The organism is Methylophaga muralis, assembly GCF_001720165.1.
Taxonomy (GTDB): domain Bacteria; phylum Pseudomonadota; class Gammaproteobacteria; order Nitrosococcales; family Methylophagaceae; genus Methylophaga; species Methylophaga muralis.
Window position 1 is genome coordinate 1 of the sequence record NZ_MCRI01000051.1, and the last position, 11,861, is coordinate 11,861.

The window sequence follows — 11,861 nt, forward strand, 5'->3', positions numbered from 1 at the left end:
TTATTTGTTTTAGGAAATTTTCCTAATTCTATGTCTGAAACGCCATGCTAGCATCGCCCCAAGCTTCGTAGAAAGCTTTAAAAAAAATTAATACAAATTATTAATCTGGGAGATTAAAGATGGCGATTCCTTTTCGACGTGGCGTCCTGCCCGCGTTATTAGCAACGGCTTTAAGCCCCGGTTTCAGTTTGGCTGCTGAACCGGATCTGCAACTTGAAAGCATCGAAGTTATCAGTCTCACACCGTTACACGGTGTGGGACTCGAGGCTGACAAAATTCCAAGCAATGTTCAAACAGCAACCGCCGAAGATATCGAACGCAGTCAGGCGTTGGATATCTCTGATTTTATGAATCAGACAATGGGTAGTGTCAGCATTAACAATGCTCAAAACAATCCTTTTCAACCTGATTTGAAATTCCGTGGCTTTACCGCTTCTCCACTGGTTGGTAATGCTCAGGGTATTTCGGTTTATCAGGATGGTGTGCGGATCAATGAACCGTTTGGTGATGCTGTCAATTTTGAATTATTACCAAAATCAGCCATTGCCAGCATGAATATGATGTCGGGTTCTAATCCTTTATTTGGTTTGAATACATTGGGCGGTGCTTTATCTATCCAAACCAAAAATGGCTTTACCCATCCGGGACATAGTCTGGAAGCCTACACCGGTTCGTTCGGACGTGATTCCGGCACCATTGAAAGTGGTGGCAGCGATGGTAACTTTGCTTATTTTGTAACTGGTTCGATTACTAAAGAAGATGGCTGGCGCGATTTTTCACCTTCCCGGGTTGAGCAGTTCTTTTCTAACCTAAGCTACCGTAATGAAACAAGCAGCCTGGATTTTGGTATCACCGCTGTTGACAGTGATCTGAATGGTAATGGTGCCTCGCCGATTGAGTTGGTGAGAGATGATCGTGAAGCTGTGTTTACTCATCCGGATAACACGCAAAACGAATTGCGTATGTTTACCTTAAATGGTTCGCACTGGGTGAATGACAATATGATGTTGTCAGCCAACAGTTATTATCGTCGTAGTGATCGCAGCACATTTAATGGTGATGGCTCCGAACTCAGTGTTATTGGTAATCAAGTCGGTGAAGAAGATGATGATAATCCTGGTGTTTTGGATGAAATCTTCATTGGAGATGCTGGCGCATTCGGTTTTGCCGATGGCGATTTTGTCGCATTAAACAATACCAGCAAAACCAAACAGGATAGTTACGGTTTCGGTTTGCAATCCACATTCCTAGATAATGTGTTTGGTCGTGACAATCAGCTGATTGTAGGTGCGTCTTATGATCGTTCTGATGTTAAACATTCTTCTCAGTCTGAAATCGCCCAATTTACCGACAGCCGTGGCACCAGTGGCACAGGTGTGATTGTTGATGAAACGATTGTTGATGGCAAAATTAATACCGACACATTCAGCCTGTTTTTCACCAATACACATTCATTGACAGAGCGTTTGGATCTCACCTTTGGTGGCCGTTATAACTGGATCCAGATTGATATTTCAGGCACTAGTGAAGGTGGTGAGCAGGATCTGAATGAGAGCGGTAATAAACATGTATTCAAACGTTTTAATCCAACAGCCGGTCTGACGTATGCTTTGAGAGATAACCTGACGGTTTATGGTAACTATAGCGAATCAAACCGTGCGCCAACACCATCGGAATTGACCTGCTCTGAAGAGAGCAGCCCATGTTCGTATCCGAATGCGTTTCTTGCCGATCCACCGCTGGATGATGTTGTTGCCAGAACCATTGAAACAGGTTTACGCGGTCAAAATGGTAATATGAACTGGAATGCCGGCGTGTTTTATACCCAGCTGAAAGATGATTTGTTTTTCTTTCCGGATGTTGAAGATGAAGTTAATGACCCGCGTTTAACCCTGGGTAATTTCGATAATATCGATAAAACGGCACGGGCCGGCCTGGAATTGGGCGTAAATGGTCAGCAAGACAAAATGTTGTGGTTTGCCAACTATTCCTATGTACGTGCCACGTTTGAAGATTCGTTCCTCTACGCTCGCGAAGTTGATGACGAAGTCGAAACGTTTGAAGTGAAAAAAGGCGATCGTCTGCCGGGCATTCCTGAGCACAACATTAAGATCGGTGTTGATTATGCCTTTACGCCGAAATTATCATTAGGCGCAACGGCTTCGTATCATTCTAGCCAGTATTACCGTGGTGATGAAGCGAACGAAGATAAGAAAATCAGTGGATATGGACTGGTTAATCTGCACGGTCGTTACAAGTTGAACAAACATGTTCAGTTCTTTGCCAAAGTAGATAATTTGTTTGACAGTGAATATGAAAACTTTGGTTTGTATGGTGAACCAGATGAAGCGCCTGGTCTGGATTATGAAGATCCACGCTTTGTCGGTGCTGGTGCACCAAGAGCTGGCTGGATTGGATTTAAAGTAACCCTTTAATTCTTGTTCTAAACGTTCAGATAAAAGTAAGGCCGCTAATTGCGGCCTTATTTTTTTAATCGATAAATCGCATAGAGAGATCGACAGCCTGTAAATCTTTGGTTAATTGCCCGACCGAAATTCTGTCAACACCTGTTTCGGCAATATCACGAATAGTGTGCATATTCACCCCACCTGATGCTTCCAAAGCCGTTTTACCATTGGTCAAATGGACTGCTTCACGGAGCATTTCCAAAGAAAAGTTATCCAGTAAAATAATATCAGCGGCAGTGTTCAGTGCCTGCTCCAGTTCGTTCATGGATTCGACTTCAACTTCAATTGATACATTGGGATGCAAGGCTTCGGCCTGAGCGACTGCTGAGGCAATTGATCCTGCAGCAAGAATATGATTTTCTTTAATTAATATTGCGTCATATAAGCCAAAGCGATGATTAAACCCGCCGCCACAACGCACTGCATACTTTTGCCCAAGTCGTAAACCGGGCAGGGTTTTTCGTGTATCCAGTAATTTAACTGGTAAGTCTTTTAACAGATCTGCATAACGTTTGGTTTGAGTAGCCGTGCCCGAAAAGGTTTGTAAAAAATTCATTGCGGTACGTTCACCACTTAATAACGCTCTGGCATTACCAGAAAGCTCGCAGATCACTGCATTTTCAGTAAGTACATCGGCATCGGCAAAAAACCAGTTGATTTGGATAGCGGGGTCAAGCTGATGGAACACTTCATTAAACCAGTCTCTGCCACATAAGACCGCGTTTTGACGGCTGATTAATGTGGCTTTAGCGATGGCATTCGCCGGTATTAAATCCGCAGTAAGATCCTGCTGACCGATATCTTCAAGTAAAGAGAGTTTGACTTGTGAAGCAATAAAATTGGCGGGGATAAAGTTCTGAATCGTCATAGTCTGTGATGTTCTATTTAAACAGCCGATAGGGTAACTGTTAAAGCTCTGATAATCTATTCACAAACTCAGGTTGGAGCACAAAGTGATTATCGATAGGCAGAGCGGATGGTTGGATGTGGCGGAGATTTTACCCTCGCCAAATTATGATGATCGTCTGGATGAGAACGATATCAGCGGTATCGTCATTCACAATATCAGTTTACCGCCGGGGCAATTTGGTGGCGGTTGGATTACAGATTTATTTCTCAACCGGTTAGACCCCAATGCGCATCCTTATTTTGCTGAGATAGCGCATTTAAAGGTATCCGCACATTTATTAATAAGACGAGATGGATTAATACAGCAGTTTGTTCCATTTCATAAACGCGCCTGGCATGCAGGGGTATCCTGTTGGGAGGGGCGTGAACGCTGTAATGACTTTACTATCGGCATTGAATTGGAAGGTGATGATGAAACCGCTTTTACAGAGGTTCAATATTTGCAATTGGCCGCCGTAAGCAGAGCTTTATTATCAAGCTATCCCTTGCTGTCTGAGCAACGCATTACCGGTCACGAACATATCGCACCGGGCCGTAAAACGGATCCCGGTCCACATTTTGACTGGCCGCGTTATAAACAGTTATTGCAAGCATAAAAAAAGCCGCCCGTAGGCGGCTTCAGTAGATCTTAAATAATGATTATTGCGTGATTGCAATCAGCTCAATATCAAAAATCAATGTTTCATTAGGGCCAATCATTTCACCGGCACCTTGTGGGCCATAAGCCAGGTTACCTGGGATGACAACACGCCATTTAGCGCCTTCTTTCATCAACTGCAACACTTCCTGCCAACCTTGAATGACACCATTAACCGGGAAGGTTGCCGGTTCGCCACGTTGAATAGAACTGTCAAAAACCGTACCGTCAATCAGAGTGCCTTCATAATGCGCGATTACGCGATCTGATGCTGTTGGGGTCGCGCCGTCACCGGCTTCGATGATTTCATATTGAAGACCGCTCTCAGTTGTAACCACACCGTCTTTTTTAGCATTTTCTGCCATATAGGCTTTTGACTCGGCTTGCTTTTTGTTCATCATAGCAGCCAGTTCTTGTGATTTTTTCTGTTGGTATTTACCAATGATTTCTTGGGCTGTTGCCTGATCCATCTGTGGTTGACGGCCAGCCATCATATCGGCAACACCTGCACTGAATGCATCCATTTCCAGCTCAACGCCTTCCATCATCATTTGTTGACCGACTTGTATGCCGAAGATATAGCTGAGTTTTTGTTGTTCTGTATCGAGGGTGGCGTTTTCTGCCATTACATTAGCTCCAAATAAAACGGGAAGGAAGGCGAGATATTTCAGTTTCATGTCTTATGACTCTCAAAGATTTAATTTAAATTTAGGCTGGCGTTGTTTAGAGATCTTCTCAGCCGCGAAGTTCGCTCCGCGATTGTCTCATATTTTTCTGCTGGTTTCAGATTGAATAGCCGACTAATACACTTGGTTATTCGGTTAATTGATACTATAATGGTATCAATTAGGAGGGCGTGACATGTTACGCATGAGCAAACTGACAGACTACGGCATTGTGCTGATGAGCTACATTGCCGAACACCGCAGCAAGCAGCACAGTGCGCATATGTTATCAGATGCGGTGCATATGCCGCTGCCGACAGTACGTAAAATATTAAAAATGTTATCCGCCGGCGGTCTGCTGACTTCAGAACGCGGGGTACAAGGTGGTTATACCTTAAGTGGTGATCCGGCCAATATTTCTGTTGCCCAAATCATCACTACAATTGAGGGTCCGATTGCATTAACGGAGTGTGTTAGTAGCGCATCGCACTGTGATCAAGAAACGCATTGTTCAGTGCAGACAAACTGGAATCAGATTAACAATGCCGTATTCCACGCATTAGATGAAGTTAAGTTAGCCGACATGTTGGCAACCTCACTTTCTGTTCCACGACCAGTTCAATTTTATCCGCCCAACTTCAGGGCAAAAGCAGTTACCTTACAGGATGGTGATCAATATGAATGATCAAACACAACAACTTGAAGCCATAACGCAGAAAGAATACAAAGCGGGTTTTTATACTGATATTGAATCAGATAGCTTGCCACCCGGTTTGAATGAAGATGTGGTGCGTCAGATCTCCAAGATTAAGGGCGAACCGGAGTTTATGTTGGAATGGCGTTTGAAAGCCTATCGCCATTGGTTAACCATGGATACTCCGGAATGGGCCCATGTACATTACCCGGAAATCGATTATCAGGCGGTCAGCTATTATTCAGCTCCGAAGAAAAAAACCGATGGACCGAAAAGTCTGGATGAAGTCGATCCGGAATTATTGCGTACCTATGAAAAATTGGGTGTGCCATTGGATGAACGAGCCCGTTTAGCTGGTGTAGCTGTTGATGCGGTGTTTGATAGTGTTTCAGTCTCAAATACCTTCAAAGATAAATTGGCCGAGCAAGGCATCTTGTTTATGCCTATTTCTGAAGCGATTCATGAGCATCCAGAACTGATTAAAAAATATCTGGGTAGCGTGGTTCCGCAGAAAGATAATTATTATGCGGCATTGAACTCAGCGGTATTTACCGATGGCTCGTTTGTTTATATTCCAAAAGGCGTACGTTGCCCGATGGAGCTATCAACTTATTTCCGTATCAACGCAGCCAATACTGGACAGTTCGAGCGCACATTGATTATCGCCGATGATGATTCTTATGTAAGTTATCTGGAAGGTTGTACTGCACCGATGCGTGATGAAAATCAGTTGCATGCGGCGGTGGTGGAATTAGTGGCAATGGATCGTGCTGAAATCAAATATTCCACCGTACAAAACTGGTATCCCGGCGATGAAAATGGCAAAGGCGGTATCTATAACTTTGTCACCAAACGTGCTGCCTGTCGTGGTGTTAGTTCAAAAGTTTCCTGGACCCAGGTAGAAACTGGTTCGGCTATCACCTGGAAATATCCAAGTGTGGTGTTGCAGGGTGACAACTCTATCGGTGAATTTTACTCGGTGGCTGTGACCAATAATATGCAACAAGCCGATACTGGAACCAAGATGATCCATCTGGGTAAAAACACCAGCTCGACCATTATTTCCAAAGGCATTTCTGCAGGCCGTTCATCAAATGCCTATCGTGGTCTGGTACGCATCGGGCCAAATGCTGAAAATGCCCGTAATTACACCGAGTGTGATTCCTTATTAATGGGTGATAAATGTGCAGCGCATACTTTCCCGTATATCGAAGTGAAAAACCCGACTGCTCAGGTTGAACACGAAGCCTCTACCTCAAAAATCAGTGAAGATCAGCTGTTCTATTGCAAACAACGCGGCTTGGATGTGGAAGATGCGGTCTCGATGATTGTGAATGGTTTCTGTAAGCAGGTTATTCGTGAATTACCAATGGAATTTGCGGTTGAAGCACAGAATCTGCTGGGTTTGTCCTTAGAAGGCTCGGTTGGTTAAACAACATTCACCTAACAAACACGTGTTGAGTGGGTCAGGCCGCTCAACCAATAAAAATGAATAGAGAACAATTATGAAAATGTTGGAAATCAAAAATCTACACGCAAAAATTGATGGCAAAGAAATTTTGCGTGGTATCAATTTAACGGTCAATGCGGGCGAAGTGCATGCCATTATGGGGCCAAACGGTGCCGGTAAAAGCACTTTGTCTAATGTATTAACCGGTCGTGAAGGCTATGAAATCACTCAGGGTGAAGTCATCTATAAAGGTGAGAACTTGCTTGAACTGGAACCTGAAGAGCGTGCCCGACGCGGTGTGTTTCTGGCTTTCCAATATCCGGTAGAGATCCCGGGTGTCAGCAATATCTACCTGCTTAAAGCGGCATTAAATGCTGTTCGCAAACATCAGGGTCTGGAAGAACTGGATGCGATTGATTTCCTGACTTTGGTGCGTAGCAAAATGCAGCTGGTCAAAATGGATGAACAGTTTTTACACCGCAGTGTGAACGAAGGTTTCTCTGGTGGTGAGAAAAAACGTAATGAAATTCTGCAAATGGCTTTATTGGAGCCTGAACTGGCGATTCTTGATGAAACCGACTCAGGTTTGGATATCGATGCTTTACGTACGGTTTCTGAAGGTGTAAATGCCTTACGCAACTCAGACCGTTCTATTGTCATGATCACTCATTACCAACGATTGCTTGATTACATTGTGCCGGATTATGTGCACGTGTTATCTGAAGGTCGCATTGTGAAATCTGGCGACAAGGAATTGGCAAAAGAATTGGAAAAATCTGGCTACAGCTGGGTACATGATGCTCCAGAGCCAGAAGGGCAGCCTGCATGAAAGTTTTAACAGACATACATACCGATTTTGCTGCTGTTGCGGCTAGCCGTGATGTCATGGTGGAAGAAAATAGCCGCTGGCACACCTTGCGTCAACAAGCCAAAGCTCAGTTTGAACGTAATGGCTTGCCTGGCAGAAAAGAAGAAGATTGGAAGTACACCAGTCTGTGGCAGTTAGGGCAGGAACAATTCAAACATCAAGTATCACAACCTGGTCATGCCGATATATATGATTTGCAGCTGGTTGAAGATGCTTATCGTCTGGTGATTGTCGATGGTCGTGTAGATTTTACCGCTTCGTCGATTGATAACCTGCCTGCAGGTTTAACGGTAAGTCCGTTATCACAAGCTATTGAGCGTGCCAGCGAATTTCTGAATCAGCAGATTAATATTGAAAAGCCTGGTTTTAATGCTTTAAACACGATGCTGATGAACGAAGGCATCTTTATTGAAGTTGCGGCGAATAGTCAGATAGACAAACCTATTGAACTGATCGTGGTAAATACCGGGCGTACTGAGCACTACGCAATGCATCTGCGTAATGTCATTGTGATGAATGAAAGCAGTCAGGCAACGTTTATTGAGACCTATGCCGGTAACGATAACGCCAATGGTTTAACCGAAGTAATTACCGAAATAAATCTGGCTGAGAGCGCCGAATTATTTCACTACAAATTACAGCGTGAAGCGTTGGACCATTATCATATCGCTACGATTGCAGCCAAACAGGCTGCCAATAGTAAATGGCATAACAGCAATATTTCATTGGGTGGCAAGCTGGCCAGAAATGATGTGCATAGTCAGTTGTTGGGTGAGCAATCCCATGTGACTTTAAATGGTTTGTATCTGGTTACTGGTGAGCAACATGTCGATAACCATACGCGAATTGATCATGCGGTTCCAAACACTACCAGCGATGAAATGTATAAAGGCGTTTTAGATCAACAAAGCCATGCAGTCTTTAACGGTAAAGTGATAGTGCATAAAGATGCACAGAAAACCGATGCCAACCAAAGTAATCGCAACTTACTGTTGTCACGTGGTTGTGAAATTGACACCAAGCCAGAAATGGAAATCTATGCCGATGATGTGAAATGCGGACATGGTAGTGCTGTCGGTCAAATCAACGAAGATCAATTGTTTTTCCTGCGTGCCCGTGGTCTGGATGAAATCAGCGCCCGCAGTTTGCTGACGTTTGCTTTTGCAGTTGATGTGATTGAACGTATATCGAATCAGGAGCTGAAAAAATCCATTACTGCAGTGATTGAAAAACGCCTACCGAAAGGTGGTAATCATGAGTAACTTGAACATTAATGCCATCCGTGCGGATTTTCCAATTCTGCATCAGGAAATTAATGGTTATCCATTGGTGTATCTGGATAATGCGGCAACCAGCCAAAAACCTCGCCAGGTGATTGATGCGGTCAGTCATTATTATCTTCACGATAATGCCAATATTCACCGTGGAGTGCACAAGCTGAGTCAGCGTTCGACAGATATGTACGAAGCTGCGCGAGGCAAAGTAAGGCAGTTTTTAAATGCCAATTCGGATAAAGAGATTATCTTTACCCGCGGTGCGACCGAAGCTATCAATCTGGTAGCACAAAGTTTTGTCAGACCAAAGCTGCAAGCTGGTGATGAAATCCTGATCAGTCATCTTGAACATCACGCCAATATCGTACCGTGGCAAATATTGTGTGAACAGACCGGTGCCAAACTGAAAGTTATTCCGATGACACAAAGCGGGGAACTGGATTTAACCGACTTTGATGAGATGCTTACAGAGCGAACCAGGATTCTGGCCATTGGACAGGTATCCAATGCTCTAGGCACTATAAATCCTGTCAAAGCCATGATTGCCAAATCACACGCCAAAGATATCCCGGTATTAATTGACGGGGCACAGGCAGTGCCGCATATGACTGTTGATGTTAAAGATTTGGATTGTGATTTTTATGTGTTTTCCGGTCATAAGATGTTTGCGCCTACCGGTATCGGTGCGCTTTACGGGCGTGAAGAACTGCTGAATGCCATGCCACCTTATCAAGGTGGTGGTGACATGATTCTGTCGGTAAGTTTTGAGAAAACCATCTACAACGAACTGCCAGCCAAGTTTGAAGCAGGTACACCGCATATTGCTGGTGTTATCGGCCTCGGTGCGGCGATAGATTATATGTGGCAAATTGGTATCGATAATATTGCCGCTCAGGAACATCACCTGCTGGAGATCGCCACACGTAAAATTGAGGCTTTATCAGGTGTTACCATTATTGGAACAGCCCCCGAAAAAGCTGCGGTCATCTCTTTTATGATTGAAGGCGTGCATCCGCATGATGTTGGGACTATTTTTGATCAGCAAGGCGTGGCTATCCGTACTGGACATCACTGTGCTCAACCGGTAATGGAGTTTTACGATATTCCGGCAACTGCTCGTGCATCATTTGCGTTTTATAACTCTGAAGAAGAAATTGACGCATTGATTAACGCGATACAAAAAACACAGGAGCTTTTTGCCTGATGAGTGATTTAAGAGAGCTATACCAGCAAGTGATCATGGATCACAACAAACGCCCAAGAAACTTTCGCGAGATTGATCAGGCCAATCATTTGGCGCATGGCAATAACCCGTTATGTGGTGACAAGCTGGTGGTTTACGTCAAGCTCGAGGGTGATGTAATTGAAGATGTCAGTTTCAAAGGCAGTGGCTGTGCCATTTCAATGGCCTCAGCATCGTTGATGACTGAAGCATTAAAAGGCAAAACCATCGAGGAAGCTCAGGCTATTTATGAACAAGTTCATAAATCAATGACTGGTGAAGAAACCGATCGTAACCTGTTAGGCAAACTGGAAGTTTTAAGTGGTGTCAAAGAGTTTCCGGCGCGGGTAAAATGCGCGACTTTATCCTGGCATACCGTGCATGCAGCAATAGATAGCGAGCACGATATTTCGATTAGCACTGAGTAATTTTATGAATGATAATCAGGTACAACCTTTTACCGAAGAAGACTTGAAAGAAGATGTGATTGAGATGCTGAAAACCATCTTCGATCCTGAAATCCCCGTCAATATATATGAACTGGGATTGATTTATGAAATTGACGTCAGTGCTTCTGGAAATGTGGTTATCAAAATGACCTTAACGGCGCCGGGATGCCCAGTCGCACAGACGTTTCCTGGTGATGTGGAAAACAAGATCAGCAGTATTGATGGCGTTAATAAAGTACATGTTGAACTGGTCTGGGATCCACCTTGGACCCGTGATCAGATGAGTGAAGCTGCCCAGTTACAATTGGGTATGTTCTAGCCTCAAGATCTCCTGCGGTATATCGCAAAATCAAAGCAAAAAAAACCGTGGATAGGTCTATCCACGGTTAATCAGATCGCATGACCAATCTGAAGAGGTAACAAACTTTAAGGCTACAGTAAGCAACTAGTTCAGGGTTGAGCCCCGAGAGAATTTCATTAGCAAGCTGTTGGAGCCAATCATAGTCATCTGCTGCTATGCCGCATATAGGAGGAATTCCTTTTTATTTGCTTCGCGTGATACCTCATCTATTCGTAAATTGATGCACTCATTGTTGAGTATTTCTCAACAAAAAAAACAAATTGAGCTTTAACCTTTAAAGTCATTTAAAAACAATTGTTTAGCTTTGTATTTTTGCGTGCAGACAGCAGCTTTTAAAAAATAAGGAATTTCTCCTATATGGGATATTTTCCTCTTTGCCTACTATCCACTCACAAATATAAAACTGAGCTGGAATTGATGACAAGCAATGTAATGCCACAAACCACTACAAAACTTCTCAAATTAAAATTGATGGAACTGATTGATGATGTTTTAGCTCATGACGGTTTCAGTGATATTCGGATAGAGGTCAAAATCCTTAAGCGTGGACAGAAAGAAGTTATCCTGCATTATGGAAAGCAATATAGATTTGTGGTTGATATGCATGAGATAAATGAAGCTGCTACCACGCAACAAGTCTCAGGCTGAAACGACATCCCCTGCATAGTTAGAACTCTAACCATACAAAAGAAGTAATAATCCTCCCTTTTTCGGATTGTTACAAAACAAGGTTTCATTAACTAAAGGCAAGGTTAGCGTTAGCCTGAAACAGACCTCTAAGTAGAAAGGTTTAACAAGTTTTGATTGCCAGTAGGTTCTTGGAATTGATATTCGCCTTAACTAACGTATCTTGGTAAGCCTGAC

The 11,861-nt window shown here is 43.6% G+C and carries 12 protein-coding genes; 10 read left to right on the plus strand and 2 right to left on the minus strand.

Annotated features, from left to right (window positions below):
• Positions 1-119 precede the first annotated feature (119 nt).
• Complete coding sequence (locus tag A9E74_RS12760; RefSeq protein WP_069296990.1) at positions 120-2,435, plus strand: TonB-dependent receptor; 2,316 nt, start codon at positions 120-122, stop codon at positions 2,433-2,435.
• A gap of 55 nt (positions 2,436-2,490) precedes the next feature.
• Here the strand turns inward: A9E74_RS12760 and nadC are convergent, their stop codons facing one another.
• Entirely contained in the window at positions 2,491-3,336 is an 846-nt protein-coding gene (gene nadC, locus A9E74_RS12765) for a carboxylating nicotinate-nucleotide diphosphorylase (RefSeq protein WP_069296991.1), read from the minus strand.
• An 85-nt stretch (positions 3,337-3,421) separates the two neighbouring features.
• On the opposite strand from nadC, the gene ampD reads away from it, so the two are divergent.
• Entirely contained in the window at positions 3,422-3,973 is a 552-nt protein-coding gene (ampD, locus tag A9E74_RS12770; RefSeq protein WP_069296992.1) for a 1,6-anhydro-N-acetylmuramyl-L-alanine amidase AmpD, read from the plus strand.
• Positions 3,974-4,016: 43 nt separating this feature from the next.
• Here ampD and bamJ read toward each other — a convergent pair whose 3' ends face one another.
• Positions 4,017-4,640 (minus strand): BamJ family beta-barrel-assembly machinery protein, encoded by a 624-nt coding sequence (bamJ, locus tag A9E74_RS12775; RefSeq protein WP_069296993.1) that lies wholly within the window; start codon positions 4,638-4,640, stop codon positions 4,017-4,019.
• A gap of 235 nt (positions 4,641-4,875) precedes the next feature.
• On the opposite strand from bamJ, the gene A9E74_RS12780 reads away from it, so the two are divergent.
• From A9E74_RS12780 to A9E74_RS12815, 8 genes are all read left to right on the plus strand, one after another.
• Entirely contained in the window at positions 4,876-5,364 is a 489-nt protein-coding gene (locus A9E74_RS12780; protein ID WP_069296994.1) for an SUF system Fe-S cluster assembly regulator, read from the plus strand.
• Positions 5,357-6,805: a Fe-S cluster assembly protein SufB gene (gene sufB, locus A9E74_RS12785; protein ID WP_069296995.1), complete on the plus strand. Its 1,449-nt coding sequence runs from the start codon at positions 5,357-5,359 to the stop codon at positions 6,803-6,805. The genes A9E74_RS12780 and sufB overlap by 8 nt, the downstream gene beginning before the upstream one ends.
• A 79-nt stretch (positions 6,806-6,884) precedes the next feature.
• Complete coding sequence (gene sufC / locus A9E74_RS12790; protein ID WP_069297000.1) at positions 6,885-7,652, plus strand: Fe-S cluster assembly ATPase SufC; 768 nt, start codon at positions 6,885-6,887, stop codon at positions 7,650-7,652.
• Entirely contained in the window at positions 7,649-8,953 is a 1,305-nt protein-coding gene (gene sufD / locus A9E74_RS12795; protein ID WP_069296996.1) for a Fe-S cluster assembly protein SufD, read from the plus strand. The genes sufC and sufD overlap by 4 nt, the downstream gene beginning before the upstream one ends.
• Entirely contained in the window at positions 8,946-10,169 is a 1,224-nt protein-coding gene (locus A9E74_RS12800) for a cysteine desulfurase (protein WP_069296997.1), read from the plus strand. The genes sufD and A9E74_RS12800 overlap by 8 nt, the downstream gene beginning before the upstream one ends.
• A complete protein-coding gene (gene sufU, locus A9E74_RS12805) occupies positions 10,169-10,615 on the plus strand; it encodes a Fe-S cluster assembly sulfur transfer protein SufU (protein ID WP_069296998.1) in 447 nt (148 codons plus the stop codon). The genes A9E74_RS12800 and sufU overlap by 1 nt, the downstream gene beginning before the upstream one ends.
• Before the next feature lie 4 nt (positions 10,616-10,619).
• Positions 10,620-10,955 carry an SUF system Fe-S cluster assembly protein gene (locus A9E74_RS12810; protein ID WP_069296999.1) on the plus strand — a complete coding sequence of 112 codons (336 nt, stop codon included), beginning with the start codon at positions 10,620-10,622 and terminating at the stop codon, positions 10,953-10,955.
• A gap of 399 nt (positions 10,956-11,354) precedes the next feature.
• Positions 11,355-11,645, plus strand: a complete 291-nt coding sequence (locus A9E74_RS12815; protein WP_245652168.1) for a hypothetical protein — start codon at positions 11,355-11,357, stop codon at positions 11,643-11,645.
• Positions 11,646-11,861 lie beyond the last annotated feature (216 nt).

Coding starts and splice junctions, on each gene's coding strand:
- A9E74_RS12760 (WP_069296990.1), top strand. CDS start 120: ATGGCGATTCCTTTTCGACGTGGCGTCCTGCCCGCGTTATTAGCAACG.
- nadC (WP_069296991.1), bottom strand. CDS start 3,336: ATGACGATTCAGAACTTTATCCCCGCCAATTTTATTGCTTCACAAGTC.
- bamJ (WP_069296993.1), bottom strand. CDS start 4,640: ATGGCAGAAAACGCCACCCTCGATACAGAACAACAAAAACTCAGCTAT.
- A9E74_RS12780 (WP_069296994.1), top strand. CDS start 4,876: ATGTTACGCATGAGCAAACTGACAGACTACGGCATTGTGCTGATGAGC.
- sufB (WP_069296995.1), top strand. CDS start 5,357: ATGAATGATCAAACACAACAACTTGAAGCCATAACGCAGAAAGAATAC.
- sufC (WP_069297000.1), top strand. CDS start 6,885: ATGTTGGAAATCAAAAATCTACACGCAAAAATTGATGGCAAAGAAATT.
- sufD (WP_069296996.1), top strand. CDS start 7,649: ATGAAAGTTTTAACAGACATACATACCGATTTTGCTGCTGTTGCGGCT.
- A9E74_RS12800 (WP_069296997.1), top strand. CDS start 8,946: ATGAGTAACTTGAACATTAATGCCATCCGTGCGGATTTTCCAATTCTG.
- sufU (WP_069296998.1), top strand. CDS start 10,169: ATGAGTGATTTAAGAGAGCTATACCAGCAAGTGATCATGGATCACAAC.
- A9E74_RS12810 (WP_069296999.1), top strand. CDS start 10,620: ATGAATGATAATCAGGTACAACCTTTTACCGAAGAAGACTTGAAAGAA.
- A9E74_RS12815 (WP_245652168.1), top strand. CDS start 11,355: ATGGGATATTTTCCTCTTTGCCTACTATCCACTCACAAATATAAAACT.